Annotated in this window: 18 protein-coding genes; 5 read left to right on the forward strand and 13 right to left on the reverse strand. The window is 40.9% G+C overall.

Annotation, left to right across the window (positions count from 1 at the left end; all coding sequences use genetic code 11):
* Positions 1-8: 8 nt before the first annotated feature.
* Positions 9-629 (forward strand): RraA family protein, encoded by a 621-nt coding sequence (locus tag AC503W_RS18750; RefSeq protein WP_402870869.1) that lies wholly within the window; start codon positions 9-11, stop codon positions 627-629.
* A 61-nt stretch (positions 630-690) separates the two neighbouring features.
* Here AC503W_RS18750 and ltaS read toward each other — a convergent pair whose 3' ends face one another.
* From ltaS to AC503W_RS18775, 5 genes are all read right to left on the reverse strand, one after another.
* A complete protein-coding gene (ltaS, locus tag AC503W_RS18755) occupies positions 691-2,661 on the reverse strand; it encodes a lipoteichoic acid synthase (RefSeq protein ID WP_407406285.1) in 1,971 nt (656 codons plus the stop codon).
* Positions 2,662-3,560: 899 nt separating this feature from the next.
* Positions 3,561-4,520 carry a siderophore ABC transporter substrate-binding protein gene (locus tag AC503W_RS18760; protein WP_427686035.1) on the reverse strand — a complete coding sequence of 320 codons (960 nt, stop codon included), beginning with the start codon at positions 4,518-4,520 and terminating at the stop codon, positions 3,561-3,563.
* Positions 4,521-4,723: 203 nt separating this feature from the next.
* Entirely contained in the window at positions 4,724-5,482 is a 759-nt protein-coding gene (locus AC503W_RS18765; protein WP_427685749.1) for an iron ABC transporter ATP-binding protein, read from the reverse strand.
* The gene (locus AC503W_RS18770; protein ID WP_402870861.1) at positions 5,476-6,423 is read right to left on the reverse strand and encodes an iron chelate uptake ABC transporter family permease subunit; all 948 of its coding nucleotides are present in this window, start codon (positions 6,421-6,423) and stop codon (positions 5,476-5,478) included. The genes AC503W_RS18765 and AC503W_RS18770 overlap by 7 nt, the downstream gene beginning before the upstream one ends.
* Complete coding sequence (locus AC503W_RS18775; protein WP_427685751.1) at positions 6,416-7,366, reverse strand: ABC transporter permease; 951 nt, start codon at positions 7,364-7,366, stop codon at positions 6,416-6,418. The genes AC503W_RS18770 and AC503W_RS18775 overlap by 8 nt, the downstream gene beginning before the upstream one ends.
* 360 nt (positions 7,367-7,726) lie before the next feature.
* Between AC503W_RS18775 and AC503W_RS18780 the strand changes: the two genes are divergently transcribed.
* From AC503W_RS18780 to AC503W_RS18795, 4 genes are all read left to right on the forward strand, one after another.
* Entirely contained in the window at positions 7,727-7,996 is a 270-nt protein-coding gene (locus AC503W_RS18780; RefSeq protein ID WP_427685753.1) for a DUF1450 domain-containing protein, read from the forward strand.
* A 120-nt stretch (positions 7,997-8,116) separates the two neighbouring features.
* Positions 8,117-9,772 carry a M14 family metallopeptidase gene (locus AC503W_RS18785; protein WP_427685755.1) on the forward strand — a complete coding sequence of 552 codons (1,656 nt, stop codon included), beginning with the start codon at positions 8,117-8,119 and terminating at the stop codon, positions 9,770-9,772.
* Between the two features lie 122 nt (positions 9,773-9,894).
* Positions 9,895-11,817 (forward strand): squalene--hopene cyclase, encoded by a 1,923-nt coding sequence (shc, locus tag AC503W_RS18790; protein WP_427685757.1) that lies wholly within the window; start codon positions 9,895-9,897, stop codon positions 11,815-11,817.
* Between the two features lie 347 nt (positions 11,818-12,164).
* Complete coding sequence (locus AC503W_RS18795; protein WP_427685759.1) at positions 12,165-13,241, forward strand: tetratricopeptide repeat-containing glycosyltransferase family 2 protein; 1,077 nt, start codon at positions 12,165-12,167, stop codon at positions 13,239-13,241.
* A gap of 90 nt (positions 13,242-13,331) precedes the next feature.
* Here AC503W_RS18795 and AC503W_RS18800 read toward each other — a convergent pair whose 3' ends face one another.
* The 8 genes from AC503W_RS18800 to AC503W_RS18835 all read right to left on the reverse strand — a co-directional run bounded on the left by AC503W_RS18800 (position 13,332) and on the right by AC503W_RS18835 (position 22,073).
* Complete coding sequence (locus AC503W_RS18800) at positions 13,332-13,883, reverse strand: PepSY domain-containing protein (protein WP_427685761.1); 552 nt, start codon at positions 13,881-13,883, stop codon at positions 13,332-13,334.
* Between the two features lie 64 nt (positions 13,884-13,947).
* A complete protein-coding gene (locus tag AC503W_RS18805; protein ID WP_427685763.1) occupies positions 13,948-15,303 on the reverse strand; it encodes a sensor histidine kinase in 1,356 nt (451 codons plus the stop codon).
* Positions 15,300-15,995 (reverse strand): response regulator transcription factor, encoded by a 696-nt coding sequence (locus AC503W_RS18810; RefSeq protein WP_402954447.1) that lies wholly within the window; start codon positions 15,993-15,995, stop codon positions 15,300-15,302. Before AC503W_RS18810 ends, AC503W_RS18805 begins: the two co-directional genes overlap by 4 nt.
* Before the next feature lie 155 nt (positions 15,996-16,150).
* Complete coding sequence (gene msrA / locus AC503W_RS18815) at positions 16,151-16,672, reverse strand: peptide-methionine (S)-S-oxide reductase MsrA (RefSeq protein WP_402870838.1); 522 nt, start codon at positions 16,670-16,672, stop codon at positions 16,151-16,153.
* 118 nt (positions 16,673-16,790) lie between these two features.
* Positions 16,791-17,399: a response regulator gene (locus AC503W_RS18820; RefSeq protein ID WP_402870835.1), complete on the reverse strand. Its 609-nt coding sequence runs from the start codon at positions 17,397-17,399 to the stop codon at positions 16,791-16,793.
* 11 nt (positions 17,400-17,410) lie between these two features.
* Positions 17,411-18,529: a sensor histidine kinase gene (locus tag AC503W_RS18825; RefSeq protein ID WP_402954453.1), complete on the reverse strand. Its 1,119-nt coding sequence runs from the start codon at positions 18,527-18,529 to the stop codon at positions 17,411-17,413.
* Between the two features lie 93 nt (positions 18,530-18,622).
* Positions 18,623-19,675 (reverse strand): Delta(5) desaturase DesA, encoded by a 1,053-nt coding sequence (gene desA / locus AC503W_RS18830; protein WP_402870829.1) that lies wholly within the window; start codon positions 19,673-19,675, stop codon positions 18,623-18,625.
* Between the two features lie 328 nt (positions 19,676-20,003).
* Positions 20,004-22,073, reverse strand: a complete 2,070-nt coding sequence (locus AC503W_RS18835; RefSeq protein ID WP_402954456.1) for a Na+/H+ antiporter — start codon at positions 22,071-22,073, stop codon at positions 20,004-20,006.
* Positions 22,074-22,087: the final 14 nt, after the last annotated feature.

The raw sequence follows: 22,087 nt of genomic DNA on the forward strand, positions 1-22,087 counted from the left end.
TGAAGAATATGGATCATTTAATTCAACAATTCAAAGAGATTCCTACCACGGCCATTTCAGATGCAATGGAGGGCATGAACAACGTAGATTCAGGCATTAAGCCCTTAAAGGAAGGGTATAGGTTTGCCGGCCGGGCATATACGGTTCAATTACCCGTTGGTGATAACTCAGCCGTGTTAAAAGCAATCGGCGAGGCACGTCCAGGGGATATATTGGTGGTCGACAGTAAAGGAGATACATACCGGGCCATTGCTGGTGACTTCGTCATTGGCATGATGAAGACGATGCAAATTGGGGCACTCGTGGTTGATGGAGTGATACGTGATCTCGGTGCTATTAAGGAACTTGATTTCCCTGTATTCAGCAAAGGCACCACCGTTGCCTCAAGTGGAAAATATGGAGTGGGAGAGACCAATTTGCCCATTTCCTGTGGTGGAGTCACCGTAAACCCAGGGGACTTGGTTATTGGGGACATGGATGGAGTAGTCGTCGTCCCTCAGTCAAAAGGTGAGGAAATTTTAAAAAAGGCAAAAGATAAACTACTTAAAGATGAACAGCGTGCCGAAAAATACGCCGGAAATCCCGAAGAAATCAAAAAGTACATTGCCATGATGACTTCAAAGTCTTAACGTACCTACAAAAAAAAGCAGGGTGGGAAGCATTTGCTTCCCACCCTGCTTTCTTTCATTATTATTTCTTATCAGGATCAACCTGGTTTGATTCATCTTCTTTGTACGTATAATCGTAATCTGCTGGATCGATTGGTTCAAAGCCCTTCGGTGAATAGAAACGAAGCAAGTCACCATTCACGACTTTGTCGGATAAATTGAGCATGGTCTCCACTCTCGATTTAGAGTTGAGGATGTCTTCATTTTCCTCGACCAATTCCCCAGTTTTCGAATCATAGTATTTTCCTTTGATAGAAGTAACTTCTGGCGATACGAAGTCTCCATTCCGGAAAGGTACAATTTCATTATGATCTTTTGACAATAGATCTGAACCGAATTGTACATAATCATTGGATTCTATTCCGAGTAAATGAAGCATGGTTGGAAGAAGATCGATTTGACCTCCGTATTGGTGCATTTCCCCACCTTCAACACCTGGAACGTGAATTAATAATGGTACACGTTGTAGCTGTGCATTTTCAAACGTGCCCACTTCTTTATCAAGCACTTTTGACATGGCATCTGTATGGTTTTCCGAGATACCGTAATGATCGCCATACATGATGATGACAGAGTTATCATACAAACCTGATTCCTTCAGATAATCGAAGAATTCTTTAAGGGCTTCGTCAGCATAACGAGCTGTTTGGAAATAACTATCAACTGATGCATCCCCTGTTGTATGTTTTTCGATGGTTGTTTTCTCTTGGTCCATGGCATAAGGGAAATGATGGGATACAGTTATGAACTTTGTATAGAAAGGCTGTTGAAGCGTTTCTAACATAGGGATCGATTCTTTAAAGAAAGGCTTATCCATTAATCCATAACTCAACACTTCATCTTTGTTGTCCATATTGTAATGTGCGGCATCAAAGAAATTATCGAATCCAAGTGACTTATACATCTTATCCCGGTTCCAGAAGGATTTATAGTTACCATGGAACACGGCGGAAGTGTATCCATTTTGTCCTAGGATAGCCGGTGCTGCTTGATACGTATTTTGCGATTGAGTAGTGAATGCTGCTCCCTGTGGTAAACCGAACAATGAATTCTCAAGCATGAATTCAGCATCCGCTGTCTTTCCTTGACCAACCTGATGGAAGAAATTATCAAAGTACATGAAGTCCGACTCGTTATGTGCAAGTGAATTTAGGAAAGGAGTAACCTCTTCTCCATTCAACTTATAGTCGATCAAGAAATTCTGCATTGATTCCAAATGCAAGTAAATAACGTTCTTGCCTTTTGCTTTACCGAAGTATTCCGGATTCGGCTCTGCACTTGTCGCTTTTGTGTAGTTGACGACTTCTGCAATATCCGTGCTGTTGGCCGTTGCACGCTGAGCATACGTTTTAGTGTTTTGAACGGCATCGTATACAGTATAGTTGAACATGCCAAGATACTTAACAATGTAGTTCCGATCAAATGTTCTTGATAATAATTGTGGGCGGTCTTTTTCAGCCAGTCCCAAATTGATAGCGAAAATCACAAGTCCAGTAAGGTAAACCAATGCTATTGTACGACGTTTAACTTTAACGTTTTCCAATTTAACGTCTTTGAATTTATATAGAACCATTAAAAGAACCGTATCTAGGAAATAAAATACGTCATAAGATTTAAATAATGCTAAAACACTCGGTCCCAAATCTCCGGCATTTTGCACTTGCGTCAAGGTTGGTAGTGTAATGAAATCCGTAAAGGAACGGTAATACACGATATTAAAGAATAACCATAAGGACATCAATAGGTTTAACCTGATCACCCATTTGAACGACTTTTTACCCCTCACCAATAATGCCAAGCCGAAAATCAAGATAGCCGAGCTAATTGGGTTAATGAAAAGTAAGAATTGTTGTAATCCATTCTCTAGGCCTAAATTGAATTCCACTCGATAACCAATGTAGGTCTTTATCCAAAACAAGACTATAGCAACAACAAAAAAGCCTAGTATGTTATTTACAAATAAATGCTGGCCTTTTTTCAAGAAATTTTTCATGCTTTCACCTCTATTAAACTAGTGGTATATAGTAAACTTTTACTTTCTTACAGAAGACGGAAATTCGCAAACCTTATGATAGCACTCTTTTGCTTCTATAGTCAAGAATGCACAAAACTTTCAAATGTCACGTGTTTTTTCTCGTCTGTCATTATTCCCCATCTAAAAAAGTTCGAATACCTATACCTTTAAATATATAGGAAGCTCCTGTTACATTCCAATAAATATAACCCATGTTTCCTGGCAATGACGAATGATATTTCCATCCCGTTTTCAAATTCCTAAGCCTTTACCATTATAAACGACTCCTTACGAAAAGACCACAACTTTACAAAATATGTAAATGGAATTTCGGAAGGTCTTGGAAAACACATCATATTATTTTGCCGTCCCTTTACTATAATTCCTTTTTTTCTTGTCCGATCATTCGACATCATTAAATCGACTGCAGTTTTCACCCGATGAAATTCTAAACCCATTCTCCTCCCCCCACTTCGTAACGGTTTGAGATGGCTCATACGATTATGAGCGGGCTAATGTCATCCACAAGATATCTTCTTCTATCGACACCATTCTCCTTCTTTCCTGGTTCTTCAATTTCCCTTAAGACATTCCTTAATATATACGGATTGTCCTCGAAAATGATTCATTCTCCATAAAAAAATAATTTTGTAACCTGCATGAGATTTTTTTCATTTCGATTTATTGTAAGATACACACCATCTTACTCGTTTTCATGAGCACTCCGTGAGGAGCATTATAATAGGAAGAAAAATAATTTTACGCACTCTGTTTCGTTGATCTCTTAAAGGTATGTTTCCACCTCTGCGATTGTGTCAGCCAATAAAAAAATGCCTGTTCTCACATAAAGTGGGAACAGGCATTTCGGGATTCATGAATTACTTAAGGCCTTCAGAGATCTCATTAACCATTTCATTAACGGATTCTAATCCGCCACCTGATAAGTACCAGTAGTTAGGGTCAAGATAAACGATGTGGCCATCTTTATAAGCGTTTGTGTTCTTCACAATGTCATTTTCCACAGTTTCTTTCGCAGCAGTACCATCACCTACTACAGCATCTCTATCGATAACGAAAAGGTAGTCCGGATTTTTTTCAGCAATGTATTCGAAAGAAATGCTTTGACCGTGTGTTGATACTTCTAATTTATCGTCTACAGCAGGAACGCCGAATACATCATGGATGATACCGAATCTTGAGTTAAGACCGTATGCACTTACTTTTCCACCGTTAGCAAGAACGATTAAACCTTTTTTATCAGCAGGAACTTTTTCCTTCAAAGCGTCAATATTTTCTTCAACGCTTGCAAGTTCTTTAGCTGCTTGGTCTTCTTTACCAAAGATTTTACCTAGAAGTGTAACGTTTTCTTCAAATGATTCCATATATTTTGTAGTATCCACACCAACGAATACAGTTGGGGCGATTTCACTTAATTCTTCATATGCTTCTGATTGACGACCTGAGATCAGAATTAGGTCAGGAGCCATTTCGTTGATCTTTTCGAAGTCAGGTTCTTTCAAGCCACCTACATTTTCAGTGTTTTCCTTGTAGTCAGAAAGGTATTTAGGAAGGCCATCTTGAGGAACACCAGCTACCTCTACGTCTAATTTATCAAGAGTATCAAGGGCACCCATATCGAATACGACAACTTTTTCAGGGTTCGTTTTAACTTTTGTTTCACCTAATTGGTGTTTAACGGTGATTTCTTCACTTTTGGCTGTTTCACTTGATGTTGTATCTTTTTTTGTACTTGATTCTTCTTTTTCATCGTTCGATCCACATGCTGCAGCTACGACAGCCAACATTGCCAATAAAAGCAATAAAGATAATTTTTTCATCATTATTTAGTCACCTCGAAAGTTATTTTATATTTGAAATCACCTTAGAAACAAGTAGCCTTCTGTAACCATATCTTCTATAAACCCTTTCAGCCAGCCATATCTTGGGCGCCTGCCAACTGAAACGGCTTGAAAAGTAGTGAGATTGAAGTTTGCCAAAAGCTGAATCCTGGGTGATTTTAAACCAATATGAACGGATTAACTCAAGTAAAGTACACACAAATCTTATTATCATTGATGTTTTGGATTTCAATGTCCATATCATATATTTCTTTTAAGACATTGGAATTGATGACCTGTTCGGTCGGTCCATTATGAACAACCTTTCCATCCTTCAGTGCAACGATGTAATCGGAGTAACAAGAAGCAAAATTAATATCATGGATGACGATGATGACCGTTTTTCCCAATTCATCGGTCAGTCTTCTTAAAACCTTCATGATTTGAACGGAATGCTTCATGTCCAAGTTGTTCAATGGTTCGTCAAGAAGCACATATTCAGTGTTTTGGGCAATGACCATGGCAATGAATGCCCGCTGTTGCTGTCCACCACTAAGTTGGTCTAGAAACTTGTCCTGCATATCGGCAAGTTCCATATATTCAATCGCTTCATCAACATATATCCAATCCTCTTTCGTCAGTTTCCCTTGTGAATAAGGAAAACGGCCAAAAGCGACGAGTTCACGAATGGTTAAACGAATGTTAATGTGGTTGGCCTGCTTTAAAATGGCAATCTTTTTCGCAAGCTCATTGCTTTTGAAACTGTTCATATCTTTTCCATCAATCAGGACGTCCCCTGAATCTTTGGCAATGAGCCGGCTTATCATGGAGAGGACCGTACTTTTTCCTGCACCATTGGGTCCAATGAAAGAAGTGATCTTTCCTTTTTGGATTTTCAAAGAGACATCCTCAACGACCGTTTTATTATTGTACCGTTTGAATAATTTTTTAACTTCTACCATGATTTATTCTCCTTTAATAGAAGATAGATGAAATATACACCGCCGATAAAGTTGATAATGACACTTAATGTAGTCGAGAAGGTAAAGATCCTCTCAACAATGAACTGACCGCCGACCAAGGCGATGACACTGATCAGCATCGCACCCGGAAGGATGATTTTATGCTGATAGGAATTGATGAATTGATACGCGACATTGGCAACCAGCAAACCGAGGAAGGTGATGGGACCGATCAGGGCCGTTGAAATCGAGATGAGTATCGTGACAACGATCAATACTCGTTTGGTGACGTAATCATAATCCACACCCAAGTTGACGGCCTGATCCCTACCAAGGGACATGACATCTAAATATTTCATGAATCTAAAGAAGTAAGCGATAGCCGCGATCATGAGCACAATGGCCAAGATTAAAAGATCTGTATTGACATTATTGAAACTCGCGAACATTTTATTCTGTATGATTTGGAACTCATTCGGGTCAATCAACACCTGCATGAAGGATGACATACTACCGAATAATGTTCCAAAGATGATTCCAATCAGCAGTAGGAAATAAATGTTCCGGTTCTGCTTGAACATGAATTTGAAAAGCAAACTGGCAAAGATGAGCATGATGGCCAACGTTACCAGGAAGTTAAGGTTTTTATTCGTGATCAAGATATGCGTCGAGCCAAGCAAGAAAATGACCGCTGTTTGGATGAGCATATACATGGAATCTAATCCCAAGATGCTTGGTGTCAGTATTTTGTTATTGGTGACCGTCTGGAATATCACTGTAGCAAAGGCTATCGCACACCCCACTACGATGATGGCGATAATTTTCCAGACCCGCCTCGGAAGGGAATAATCCCAATTCGGGCCAAGGTCCCAAAAGATGTAAAAGGCTGTTAAAACGGCGGCAAGAACCGCCAATATTATGATCTTACTCTTATTATTCATATGCCTTTCTCCTCATTATCAAATAGATAAATATGGCGCTTCCTATTACTCCCACCACAAGGCCAATCGGAATCTCGAATGGATAAATGATGATCCGGCCCAAAATATCGCAGATTAATAGGAAAACAGCCCCTAGCAATGCTGTATGAGAAAGACTCTTCTTCAAGTTATCACCAAGGTAAAGGGAAACAATATTAGGTACGATCAATCCGATGAAAGGGATTGTTCCTACCGTTAATAAAACGAGTGTGGAGGCAAGCGCCACGATAACCAATCCAAGATTGACGACAAATTTGTAATTGAGGCCCAGATTGATGGCAAACTCTTCCCCCATCCCTGCCACCGTGAATTTATTGGCAAAGATATATGCGACGATGACTAACGGGATACTAGCATATATCAGTTCATACCTACCCGACATGATCATCGAGAAGTCCCCATTCATCCATGTGTTGAGGCTTTGGATTAAATCATACTTATAGGCAAAGAAAGTTGAAATGGATCCAACGATATTACCAAACATCAATCCGACTAATGGTATGAAAATAGTATCCTTATATTTTACTTGGTCCAATATTTTCATGAATAGAAAAGTACCAGCCAAGGCGAAGATGAAGGCAAATGCCATTTTCTCGATAAGGGCTGCCGATGGGAAGATGATCAGAGCAAGAAGAAGACCTAGTCTTGCTGAATCCATCGTACCGGCAGTTGTAGGTGATACAAATTTGTTTCTGCTCAATTGCTGCATGATAAGACCACTGATGCTCATGACGACACCAGCTATAATAATGGTTACCATTCTAGGAAAACGGCTTTGCAACATAATTTGGACTTTATCATCACTTAAGTCCAGTAAATCCAAGGGCGTAATATCCTTAACACCTATAAATAGAGAAGTAAAGGATAAAACGATTAACATAAGAACTAAATATCTAATCTTCATCTACGTTTCCTACTCTTCCTATCTCAGTAAATATACAGTGATATATGATTGATTTGAAACTATGTATTAAAGCTTGAATGAAAATTCGTTTATTTAAAATGAACAATAGAATGATGTTTGCTACATAAATATGATAATGAGATTCATTATCATTGTTACCTTTTCATTCTACCATGTCTCCGCTATGTGTCAACTTAATAAATCTAATTACTTGGGTATAATAAAATTGTATAGATTACACTTCACAGAGAATTCCTTCATTCTTTAAGACCGTTCGTCCAGCTCTACCTATGCACCCCCCTTCCTACATGATAAAATGGTAATAACATCTATTTACTCTTCAACGAAAGTAGCGATATGATGAAAACCTTTCTAACTAAACTTTTCACAAAAAAAGAACATGTCAAAATAGAATTTTGCCAAAATAATCTTGATCGTTTCCTCAATGAACAAACTTCGGAGGTCTATGGAAAATTCTTAAAGAATCCCCGGATACAGTTCAAAGAATATGAATGTTTAAGTGAATGTGCGCTTTGCAAGAAATCGCCTTACGCCAAGGTTAATGGAGAATTGGTTATTGGGGCCGACCCAGACGACCTTTTAAACCAGTTACAAAACACATTAAAATAATATATGGGCATAAACACTTAGGTTCTATTAATCATTTTTACCATATTGTTAGCTTTGACTACTTTTCTTGTCCACATTATGTTAATTTATGGTAAATGACTTTTCCCAGGAGGACTATCTGTGAAAAAAATTGCACCTACCTTAGTTTCTGTCATCTCTCTTAGCCTTGCCACTGGATTGCCGAGCCATAGCAACGTCGCTCAAGCAGAAGAATTCACTCCTTATTATGGGAGTGGGCCAAGTTATATTCAACCTGATAATCTCTCCTACCTCTTCCCTGTACCTGACACTTCATTCAAGACGCCTGCCTTTCAACAAGATCGACTTGCTTTTACAAGTCAAGAAGAAATGAACACATTCATCGAAGGTCTCACCCATAAAAATAAGCATATTCAAATGAAGACCATTGGTCAATCCACAGAAGGTCGCGATATTCCCATGCTTCTTTTCAGTAAGGACTCAAAAAAACTGCAAAAGAATTCAAAGAAACCATTGATCTGGATTCAGGGACAAATTCATGGCAATGAACCCGCAGCCGGGGAATCCACCTTAGTCATTGCCCAATGGTTAGCAGAAGGGAAGCTTGGCAATGTCCTCGATAAAGTGAATATCGCCATCGTCCCACGCGTGAATCCGGATGGGTCCTATTACTTTAAACGAACGACGGCCACTAACTTGGATGCCAATCGGGACTATTTAAAAGTGGAGCATCCTGAAGTCCAGACAATCCACCGGGCAATAAATGCATACGAACCAGAGGTCATTCTTGACGTACATGAGTACACGGTCAACCCTGCCCCGCTTAAAAAAGTCGGCAAGAATGGCTCAATCGCTTCATATGATTTGCTCATCTCTTCAGCAAAGAATCTAAATATCCCGCAGCAGCTGCGAAAAGCATCCGATGAATTGCTTTTGCCGAAGGTTTTTAAGACATTGGAAAAAGAAAAGCTATCCTATAAGGACTACTATACTCTCGCTACCTCTGAAGATGGGGTGCTGACGGCCACCGAAGGAAGCACGGAGGCACGGATTGGACGTAACGCTTTAGGCTTGAAGAATACGATGTCTTATTTAATAGAAACTCGCGGAATCAATATTGGTCGGACGGATTTCACGCGACGTGTGCATGCACAAGCTACAGCACAGGCTGCCTTCATAAAAGCAACGGCTGATCAGGCAACCAAAGTGAAAAAAGTGGTTCGCCAATCAGAAAGTGAAGTCGTCAAAAAAGGCGCAAAAGCAAATGACAATGATAAGGTTGTCATAAAAAGTGAAAATAAACGAATCAAGAACCAAAAACTAACGGTCATCGATCTGGAAAAAGCCAAAAAGGTGGATACGTCCATCGATTGGTTTGATTCGACCGACGCTTACCCTACACTGGTCAGAAATCGTCCAACGGCTTATATCCTCCCTGCCGAGTACAAAGAGGTAGCAAAAAAACTGGAGCGATTGGGTGTTCAAGTGAATACACTTAAAAAGTCCATCACTATACCGGTTGAAAGCTACAAAGTAACAGATTTGAAAGTTTCCGACGAACTGGAAAATGGACATGCAACGAAAGAAGTGACGACCTCCGTCCATACGAAGAAACAAAGCTTCCCAAAAGGTAGCTATGTATTCAATATGTCCCAGCCTGATGCCAACTTCATTGCCCTAACCCTTGAGCCCGAAGGCATCGACAGTTACGTGACCTTCAATTTCATCCCTGCGGCCAAAGGCGATGAACTTCCGATTTACCGTTACATGAAACAACCACCCTTACCGGTAAAATAGACTGAGAATCCGAAACGAAAACACGCCTGAGCAATAGTGCTCAGGCGTGTTTTCGTTTCTTTTGGAATGGAACAGGGGTGGGTGAATATATTTAAAAGGATGACTAGAAAGGGGGAAAGTCTTTGAGCGAGCATGTATATACGGAAATCAACCGCCTTGTTAACCGGTTAAAGCAAGATCAGTCTTCGGATGGATCGTGGAATTATCCGTTTGACACCGGGATTACGGCGGATGCCTATATGATTATCTTACTGAAAATACTGCAAATAGAGGACGAACCGCTTATAGAGGCATTGGTGAACAGGATTGAAAGCAGACAGACGGAAAATGGTTCGTGGAAACTCTTCCATGATGAAAAAGACGGAAACCTATCCGTTACCATCGAGGCTTACTATGGGCTTCTCTATAGTGGCCTCCGGAAAAAACAAGATTCCCATATCAAAAAGGCGAAGCAATTCATCCTTGCCCATGGCGGAATCAAAAAGGCCAAAATGTTAACTAAAATGATGCTGACCGTCACCGGCCAATACAAATGGCCCCTCATCTTCCCGTTGCCTCTAGAAGTTATATTATTGCCGCCCGTCTCTCCCGTTAATATGTATGACCTCTCCGTATTCGGACGGGTCAACATGATTCCGCTACTTCTTCTAGGTCATAAAAAATTCCAGATCAAATCTCCCATCACTCCTAATCTAAAAGATTTATATCACACCCGGGAGGAACGATCAAAGGAACACGTATGGGAAGAATATCGAACTGATGAGTACCGGTCCTTCTTCTCTACCGTACAGAATGCCGTTAAGTCCTTGATTGGATTTCCCGATTACCTTCATTCGCTAGCCCTTGAAACAACAAAGCGCTTTATGATTGACCGCCTTGAGCCTGATGGAACGCTCTATAATTATTTTGGTTCCACCTTCTTCATGATTTTTGCCTTGCTATCAGTCGGCTATTCAAAAGATGACCCCGTCATCCTGAAAGCTGTTGAAGGCTTGAAGGGCATGGCCTGTTCAATCGATGGCCATACCCATATCCAGTTCACTACGCCTCATGTATGGAATACCTCATTGATTAGCTATGCTTTACAGGAAGCTGGCGTGCCTTCAAAAGACCAAATGGTGAAGACTGCTAATCAATATTTGCTTAGCCGTCAGCATCATATCTTTGGCGATTGGCGGATCCATAACCCAAAAGCTGTTCCTGGCGGTTGGGGATTTTCCGATTTGAATACCATGAACCCCGATGTCGATGATACGAGTGCCTCCTTGCGCGCATTGGCATATGAATTAAAGCACAATCCAACGAATCAGGACAGCTGGCAACGCGGAGTCGCGTTCATGATTTCCATGCAAAATGATGATGGGGGATTCCCTTCATTCGAACGGAATAATGATCATCAATGGCTCCACCTTGTTCCTTTCGAAGGATCGAAATACCTGTTAACGGACCCCTCCACCCCCGATCTAACAGGGAGGGCACTCGAATTCTTAGGTAACTATACAAATATGAAGAAACCTGAAAAAGTCAGCAAAAAAGCCGTCAATTGGCTCTTGGATAATCAAGAACCGGATGGATCATGGTATGGACGCTGGGGAATTTGCTACCTTTATGGGACTTGGTCTGCTTTGACAGGATTAAAAGCAGCCGGACATTCTTCAGACCACCCAGCCATCAAGCAATCTGTGGGCTGGTTAAAGAAAATCCAAAATAAAGATGGCGGTTGGGGGGAATCTTGCTATAGCGATATAAAAGAAAAATATGTTCCACTCGGTACCAGTACTCTGACCCATACGGCCTGGGCAGTGGACGCCCTGATATCCACTTCAGAAGAGCCAACACCTGAAATCAAGAAGGGAATAACCTATCTCATTCGCGAAGGGTCAAAAGAGTGCTGGACTAATGAGTATCCAGCAGGCCAGGCAATGGCCAACTTTTTGTATATTCATTATCACAGTTATCGTTATATTTATCCCTTATTAACATTAAGTCACTACAAAAATAAGTTCATGAATGAATTAAAGACTGGTTATCCACCATTCAATTAAGGGATGGTGTTAGGATGTGGATGAATTGTGGAAAACAATCCTGGATACCGGTTAAGTTATCCACATTCCTTGGTTATCCACATCAAATAACGACGGATATTTTTCAAAACAAGGGACTTATCCACAATTCTCAATATTTGTATCACATTTCAAGAATTTATAGGATAAAAATTGTGCACATCCCCATCTAATATTAGCCCACCCTGTACGTTTTGTGGATAGATTGGGGATGACTCTTTCATTGGATACCTTTCAAAGGTTAAAAATGGGGAAACCCATGCCCTTTTACCTTACCGCGCAACACCCATATGAGTAGTCATTAATATGCTGGTAGCGGAGGTGAAAAAATGGCTATCTCGATTAGCCTTTGCATGATAGTAAAGAATGAAGAAGACACGCTTGCTGCCTGTCTTACTTCCGTAGGTGAAGTGGCAGATGAAATAATCATCATCGATACAGGGTCTGCAGACCAGACGAAACAAATCGCTACCACTTTCACAGATCATGTGTATGATTTTGAATGGATTGATGATTTTGCCGCAGCGAGGAATTTTGCTTTTTCGAAAGCGACAAAGGACTATATTCTATGGCTCGACGCAGATGACATTTTAACAATGGAAAATAAGCAAAAGTTATTAACGCTCAAAGAAACGCTTCCTAGTTATGTTGACTCCGTCATGATGTTCTATCATCTCTCATTTGATGAGCATGGCAATCCTAGCTTCAGCTCGCGTCGAAACCGGCTCGTAAAACGAGAAAAGAACTTCCGGTGGATTGGATTCGTTCATGAATACCTCGATGTGAAGGGGAATATTTTTCAATCGGATATTGCGATTGTTCATAAAAAGGAAAAAGTCCATAGCGACCGGAATTGGAAGATCTATGAAAAAGCACTCGAAGCAGGCCATCCTTTCACACCACGTGACAAATATTATTTTGCAAATGAGTGCAAGGACCACGGCCACTACGAAAGAGCCATTGAATGGTATCAAAAGTTCCTCGATGAGGGCAAGGGCTGGAGCGAGGATAATATTCAAGCATGTGGAAAGATTTCCGATTGCCTTCTCCAGACCAAAGATTGGCTTCCAGCCATCCAAAGTTGCTTAAAATCGTTTGAATACGATACCCCAAGAGGAGAAAACTGCTGCCGGCTCGGCTCTATTTATCTGCAGCAAAATGATTATGAACGCGCCATATTCTGGTACAATTTGGCGACACAAGTTGCCATTCCAGAAAATAAAAGCCCCTTCATTGACCGAAGTTGCTATACATGGCTGCCTCATATCCAGCTCTGCTTGTGCTATGACCGTCTTGGAAAGTACGATGAAGCTAACAAGCATAATGAGTTAGCATCTGAATTCGTGCCTAATCACCCTGCCGTGCTCTATAATCGGAAATACTTCCAAGACATGAACGAGACATGAAAACACCCCCGTTTATCTTAAACGGGGGTGAACCTATCTCAGTCATTAAGCTAATAGGTGCTTCTTCTTGTTGAAAGGCAGCCCGGTCTTTTAATCGTCCAAATCCACTTTTAACACTTTGCCTGTATTCGCATCAACTTCTAGATCGTATTCCTTCTGGTCTTGCTTGATTTCCAATTCATAAACAAGGATGCCATTTTCCATATCCGCTTCTAGATCCGTTATTTGACCCTCCACCTGTTTCAGGGCGATCTTTTCAGCTTCTTCCATGCTGACTTTTGCCGTTTTCAAAGCTTCCTGGATCAATGCGTCCTCATCCTGATCATCGTCCATCTCTTGAGATAGGACCGTCCCCTCTTTCGCATCGACTTCCACGTCCTGATAACCTTCTTCCGTTTTAACGGTCATGTCATACGTGATCGGATATTCGTCCCACTCTTTTTCGACTTGGACAACCTCGCCACCAAGTTCTCCAGATATCATGTTGATAGCATCCTTTTCAGATAACGTTCCCTGGTTGACCGCATACACTGCCGTTCCTGCAACACCACCGAATAGTAAAACCGCTGCCCCTGATATCGTTATGATCGCTTTTTTCCTTTTGTTGATATTTTCTTTTATTTTGCTCCATGTCTTTTTCATGAATGAATTCCTCCTTTAAGTTGTACCTTAAGAATAACCATTCTCTATGAGGCCAACATGAATGCTAGATTAGAATTTGATGAGAAAGACTAATCGTGACGGTTGTACCCGTTCCCTTTTCACTTTGAATCTCCAATCTTCCACCAAGAGACTCAACCAGGGAGCGAGCAATCGATAGACCGAGGCCATTCCCCCCCGTTTTCCTTGCCCGTGAGGAATCTACCCGGTAAAAACGCTCGAACACGTGCGGCAGATGCTCTTCAGAAATGCCTACACCCTGATCCTGTACCTCTATCCACAGTCTTCCGTCCTTCATATGAATGAAAATGTGAATCGCTGAATCACTATATTTCATCGCATTGTCCAATAAGATTATAAGAATCTGTTCGAGCTTACTTGAAACCGTCTCCGTATGGATGGAAGAAAGCTCTGAACTGACAGTCACTTCCCGTTCCGTAGTCCGTCTGAACGTTTGGGCAATTTGCTCACAAAATGAAATCAGTTCGATCTCTTCCTTCATATCGGAAGACGTTTCCGTTTGAGAAGCTGCCTTCAGTAGATGTCCCGTCAGCTGCTTCATCCTGAGCGCTTCATGATGAATCGCCTCAACTCCCTCTTCTAGAATCGCCTCATCCTTCATGCCCCAACGTTTTAATAAGGAAGCGTAGCTTTCTATCACGGTTATCGGCGTTTTCAGTTCATGCGAGGCATCCGAAAGAAATTGCTGTTGCTGATTAAAGTTCCGTTCAAGTCTTCCAATCATCCTGTTAAACGCAACCCCCATTACCTGAAGTTCATCCTTTGATTTCTCCGGCAATGGGATCTCTTTGAATTCTCCGCTTTCCTCAATATCCAACATGGTCCGGCTCATGATGGAAATCGGTTTTAGGATAAGGTTTGCCAACCACTTCCCGGCGATAACCGATAAGAGAATGACAAATAAGGATGAACCAACGAGCACAAGCGCCAGCATGGATAACTGTTCAAGGAGGGCATCCTGTATTTGGGTGACCTCTATCATCCCCGACGGAGCGCCTTCCTCCGGATAGGGCGATCGGTAAGTCAATACGTATTCACCATCCACTTTTGCGAAGTTATACCCCTTATCGTCAAATGATTTCACCGCTAGCTCCTCAAGTCCATCTTCATCAACAAAGCGATTTACCAAGGAACCGTTCGAATTGAAAATCCGCACCATCCCATCGTCCGGCGTATAGGGCTCAATCGCCTTTGAATCTCCGGAAAAGAGAGCTCCCACCTTTACGTTTTCTTCTAGTAGCTTTGCCTGATTTTCGAGTATATCCTGTTCCCGCTCGATAGAAATCCAAAGAAAAGCAACGAGGACGAAGACACTTAACAAGACCAGCATGATGGTCAAAAACAAACTCGAGTACCATTGGATTTTTGTCCGGATCTTCATAGCGGCTCCTTCAGGCTATACCCCACACCGCGATAAGTATGAATGAGAGGCACATCATAAGGATAGTCGATTTTTTTACGCAAATACCGGATATACACATCCACCACATTCGTATCTCCAGAAAAATCATATCCCCATACATGGGAGATGATCTGATCTCGTGACAGAACCTGATTTTTATTTTGCAAAAGATAGACCAGCAAATCAAATTCACGGGAAGTCAGCTCAATCCGCTTACCGGCACGTAGGATATCTCTTGTGCCCAGTTCCAATTGTAAATCGTGAATCGTTAGACTATCCTCTTTTACATCTTTAATGCCGCCGCCAGTTTGGCTCCTAAAGCACGCACGGATCCTGGCCAGCAATTCCTCTATTTCAAAAGGCTTGGTTACATAATCATTCGCTCCATGATCAAGCCCATTCACCTTATCCGGTACCGCATCCCTTGCCGTCAGAAGGATGACCGGCGTATGAACATTCTTTTTCCTGAATCGTCTTAATACTTCGATCCCATTTAACTCAGGGAGCATCACATCCAGTAAAATCAAATCCCAGTCTTGCGCTTCCGCCCTCTCGAGTCCTGTTTTTCCGGTAAAAGCCGATTCGGTTTGATACCCTTCATGGTTGAGCTCCAACGTCAGCACCCTTGCGATTTTCTCTTCATCTTCTATGATCAAAATTCGTTTATCCATCATTCAACACCGCCTAAATCTTAGTGTACTGAAGAAATATGAAAATATCATGAGAAATGGACGATTCCCATTGAAAAGATTAAAAAGAAAACAGCCATCTTTCTAGAAGAGGGCTGCTTTCATATTGAAACAAGAGGTTTGGGAATCGAGATGAATTATTTACCCGTCCAATTCTGACTGATAAATTCGTCACGGCCAGATTTCTCACGGTCCTCTTTATAATGTTTTTCGTTTTTCTTGTGATAATCCTGATGATATTCCTCAGCAGGATAAAAAGTTTGGGCCGGAAGGATTTCCGTAACGATCGGTTTCTTGAATTTTCCGCTTGCACTTAGTCGCTCTTTGGATTCAAGAGCTAATTGGTGCTGTGTCTCATTATGATAGAAAATGGCCGTCCGATATTGGCTTCCTCTGTCATGGAATTGTCCTCCATCATCGGTTGGGTCAATTTGCTGCCAATATAATTCAAGCAATCTCTCATAAGCAAAAACTTGAGGGTCGAACGTAATTTCAACAACTTCATAATGCCCCGTCGTCCCCGTTTTCAACTCCTCATAGGTAGGGTTTTCAACCTGTCCACCTGAATAACCAGAGATGATGCCTTCTATGCCTGGCAGTTCATCGAATGGTGTAACCATGCACCAAAAACAACCACCAGCAAATATTGCCTTTTCCATACCAATCGTCCCCCTTTACTCATCTAATGTAATAAAAACCAATATACCATAACCATTTGTTTTATGTAGTGGTTGCTGATTTCATAAGAAATAGGATAAGCCATATGGCCCATCCTATTTAATCTTTAGACCAGCCTTTTTCCTTGAACCGAACAATCGCTTCCACACGATTACTGACATCGAGTTTATCGAGAATGACCGAAATATAGTTCCGGACCGTCCCATTGGTAAGAAAAAGCTGGTTGGCAATTTCCTTTGTATTCTTTCCGTCCGCTATCAGCCCAAGCACTTGCGTTTCTCGTTCAGTCAATGGGTTCTCTTCTTCAAAGGCCATATCCACAAGCTCTGGGGCGTAGATGCGCCTTCCATCCATGATGACACGGATGGAATTGGCCAGTTCTTCACTTGGACTATCTTTAAGTAAATAGCCGCCCACTTCAGCTTTTCTGGCTCTTTCAAAATAACCGGGACGGGCAAATGTCGTCAAAATGATGACCTTACATTGGATTCCTTTATTCTTAATCTCTTCCGCAACATCCAGTCCGGTTTTCACTGGCATCTCTATATCCGTGACACAGATATCTGGTTGCAATCGATTTATGAGATTCATGGCTTCTTCTCCATCGCTGGCCTTTCCGACAACCTCCATATCCTCTTCCAAGTCGAGGATGGACCCAAGCGCTCCGAGTAACATCCGCTGGTCTTCAGCGATCACGATTCGAATCAAATTAATCCCACCTATTCATTTTTAATTGCATTCGGAACCTTTATATAAACGATGGTCCCGTTGTTTGATTCTATGTCCAGGCTTCCATTCACAAACTCCAGCCTTTCTTTCATACCTTGAAGTCCATTTCCTTTATAGAAATCCGAAGTTTGAGTAAGACCCACCCCATTATCTTCGACTTTAATCATTACGCCCGTCTTCAATTCTTCAATGGAAATTTTACATAGCGTGGCCTTACTATGCTTAACGATATTGGTCACGGCTTCTTTTATGCACATGCTCAAAACCGTTTCGACAAATAAGGGTGTTGCTCGTAAATCCGTAGAACCATCCAACTCAAAGCCTATTTGGGCAGCTTTCAAAATCTGCTTGACCCGAATGACTTCGTCGCTAAGCTTAGCCCCACGCATTTCCGACACCATTTCCCTCACTTCTTTTAACGCTGTCCTCGCCGTTTGACGTATATCCTTGATCTCTTTCTTAGCCGACTCAGGATTCAAATCAATCAACTTTCCAGCAAGGTCACTTTTCAATCCGATCAGTGAAAGCTTCTGCCCCAATGTATCATGCAAATCACGCGCGATACGCTGACGTTCCTCCATCTTCCCGAGTTCCGAAATTTGCTTATGGGCATCTTCGAGCTGTTCTTCTAGCTTATCCCGCTTATTTCGATTATACGTATTGAACGGGAGTAGAATCACACCCACTATACAAATGAGCATAAAGGGAAACTGTGAAAAGAATATGGGGTCTTTCATGATGAACCCAATATTGACGGACACGATGGTAGCCAATAGTTGAACCGAATATAAGACAAAAAAGCCTACCTTATTTTGAACATTGCCTACGAAGAACGCTAGAAAAAGAGAAAAGTAAATAAAACCGAAAAAGATGGTCATCGATATGGAAATGGCAATTTGTATCCCTGTCCAAACATATACGGCCCATCCCTTGGAGGCGAACGAAAATCCGTAGGAGATGAAAAATAAAATGATCATAATTATACCGAAGATGATTTCGGACATCGAGGATGATCTAAAAATGAAGTAAAAAGGAAGAATACAGAAAATGATCCAGACATACGGGCTTAATCCAGTATTCTTCGGAAAAATATGATACCAACTTTGCATAGCGTCCCTCTGTTCCTTTTCCTTCTAGTATATACTACGAAGTTTTGTCAAAAAACCATTCAATCGAAACTGAATGGTTTTTTGACGGGATATTTATTTTTCTTGTAAACTTGGTCGTTTAGAAGTCATTTCAACTTTAGTTTTCGTTGCATTCAAACGTTCCTTAATTTCTTTAAAGCTTACAAACGTTTTATTTTCTCCATCATATAAGCGGAAACGGAGAGATTTCAAACTTGAGCCGAGCGTGATCGTCGTAGCCTGTTGTAAGGGCAGCGTCGAATCATGGACTTTCTCCAGATTATAGTTCGGCACTCTAGGGCTTAAATGATGCACATGATGGAAACCGATGTTACCCGTTACCCATTGTAAAACCTTTGGAAGCTTATAATAAGAGCTTCCATCTATAGCTGCCTTCACATAATCCCAATCAGATTCTTCTTCAAAATAAGAATCTTCGAACTGATGTTGAACATAGAACAACCAGATGCCCAGTGAACCCGATACAAAAAGGATCGGTAATTGAATCATAAGGAATGCCTGCCAACCGATTGCCAAACATAATAGGCCGTATATCAACACGATAGCCGCGTTTGTAAGATACGTATTCATCCGTTCTTTTTTTCTTGCTCCCTTAACATTCAAACGATTGGTCACGAGGAATAGATAAAAAGGTCCTAATCCAAACATGACAATCGGATTCCGGTATAAACGGTAAGCAAGACGTCCCCAGAATGAAGCCGCAACATACTCATCAACCGTCATGACCCAAATGTCGCCTGTGCCACGTTTGTTCAGATTACTACTTGTTGCATGGTGAATCGAGTGACTGTGCTTCCATTGTTCATAAGGAAATAAAGTGACAATCCCACTAATCGTACCTAGGATATTATTCGCTTTCTTGCTTTTGAAAAAAGAGGAATGACAGCAATCATGGAAAATGATGAAAATCCTGATGACGAACCCTGAAGAAAGAATGGCGAATGCCAGTGTCAGCCAATAGGAAATGCTCAAACTCTGGTAAGCCAAGAACCAGAGTAGAAAAAATGGTGGAAATGTATTGATGATCTGCTTCACGCTTGATTTCGTATTCGACTTTTCAAAAGGCGCAACTTCTTTTCTTAACTGCTTTTGATCGTGTTTACTCATAGTTTCCTCCTTAAAATGTAAAAAATATGGAGTGTTTCAATAACGTCTATTCAATGGCATGAATCAACTTCTATATAGTAGTGATGAATGTTTTCTTTTCTATATTTCAATTATAGTTACATTCTTCAACCTACTGTAGTCATAAACGTCAATGAACTCATATGACATCTGTCATATACCCGTCTTACAGTCGCATTTAACCACCCTATTATTTCCTTTTTTTCTTGTTTTACGCATGAAATGGTGGAAATGACAAGAACCTACCTGATATTCCAGAAAAAAGCAGATTCACCTCGAACGGCCGAAACACATACTGGGAATCATCAATTTACTGACTTTGGATCATGAGCATTTCATCATAAACCAAGTTTTGTCTAAGCTCCGTTGCTGTTTTAGTGGATATTTGATCCTCTTCAACCATTTGCTGAATGATATCACGTTCGATCTGCATCGCATTCAATTGAAAACGACTGACCATCTCTTCGAAACGATTTACTTCTTTTTCACTTAGTGTTCCGAATGGATTCAAATAATGATTATATCTTTGAATGACCAGCATGACTTCATGACGGTTTTCTGGAGTAGTTTGTTGTTTGATTACCATCATCGCTTCTTTTTGTGCCTCTTTTTGTGCTTTACGGAACTCCCGGATCAGGTCCGCATTTTTATTAATAGAGTTCTCTAATTTGTTTTCCCACTTTTTATCCCATTTGACATTGATCTTGTTTTTGATAAAGAGGGTCTTCCAATTAATCCACGCTCTTTTCAGAGGTGATTTTTGCATATAGTTTAACGTTCTTGAAACATACACCTTATAAAGCTCAAAAGTTGTTTCGGAGATAGCCCCTTTTTGAACTAACCCAAAAACGACTTCCATTTCCTTGCTGGTCCCTAGCTTCATCAAATCCTGTATGGTCTTATTATCCGGCCTTTTCGTTATTCCACGTTCCAAATCTATCAATTGTTCATTTAAATCTTCCATTACTTGATGAATCGCTTTCTGATTATCCATGGTTGCCTCTTTACTCAGCAGTTGGATTGTCTTATTTAACACAATTTTATAAGCTTCTTCAGTAGTAAGACGCTCATCCTCAGATTCAGTCGGTTTCCTTATTAATATCGGTAAAAGAAATGTAGCCAAAAAGACGCTTAGCAAAATTACACAGGCCGCGATAAATAAGACTGTATTACGCATCGGGAACGCCGTGTCATCCGGCATTAAAGTTGGTATGGATAAAGCGGTAGCTAAAGTTATGGTACCATGTATGCCACAAACTGATGCCAAAAGGGCATATCGCGATTTTGACACATTCTTATCATCCACAACGTTATTATCTTCAGGATGAACCCTGGACATAATAAATTGTTCCAATGGATTCACTCTGTTTTTCGTGAAAGTATCATGAAGAATGTATACCCAAATAAAACGGATCACCAATAATAAAAGTACAATCAAGACGCTAATTCCAAAAAGAGTTCCCCTATTTAAGTTGGACTCAATTTCCTGATAAACACTCGGTATCATGAATCCTAATAAAGTAAATACAAGACCATTCAAAAGATAACCTAATACAGACCATGTATTCGTAGATATAATTTGCAACTTGGTTGTGGAACTCTGAAGGCGATCCCGCTCAATGCCATGTATGACTCCTGCGGTAACCACTGCTAAGATTCCAGAAACATGGAACTCTTCAGCAACCATATAAATCACAAATGGTGTAATCAGCTCAATAACAATGGACATAGGAATTTCCTCTAGTCCATGAACCCGTAGGAACAATCGCAATTTAACGATTAAATAGCCCAGAAGGAGACCTATAATAATCCCACCTAAAGACACAAATAAAAAATTAAGCGAAGCATCTTTTATAGAAAAGACGCCCGTCAATGCAGCTGCCAAAGCCACTTTAAAAGCAACGATTCCGGCTGCATCATTGAAAAGCGATTCTCCTTCAAGGATGGGCATCATGTTTCCGGGCAATTTCAAGCCTTTTGTAATGGATTGTACCGCTACTGCATCCGTTGGGGTAATGGTCGCTGCTAAGGCAAAAGCCACAGCCAAAGGCATATCTGGAATTAACCAGTGGATAAAAAAGCCACCTGCAAAAACAGTCACGAATACTAACCCAAATGCCAATAACAGAATCGGCTTACGCAACTCAAGCATTTCTTTCCGAGATGTGTTTTTTCCTTCTGTAAATAGGAGGGGAGCAATAATACAAATCATAAATAATTCAGAATGAAAGTCTAATGATAAGTGGAGCGGTAAAAATGAAATGACTGCCCCCATGGCTATCTGATATATAGGGAGCGGAATACGAGGCCATTTAGCATTTAAGATTGTAGCGACTATTGTGGAAACTAATAAGCCGAGCAAAGTGATTAAAAATGACATAGAATCCTCCTATC

It is taken from the genome of Peribacillus suis, assembly GCF_059384845.1.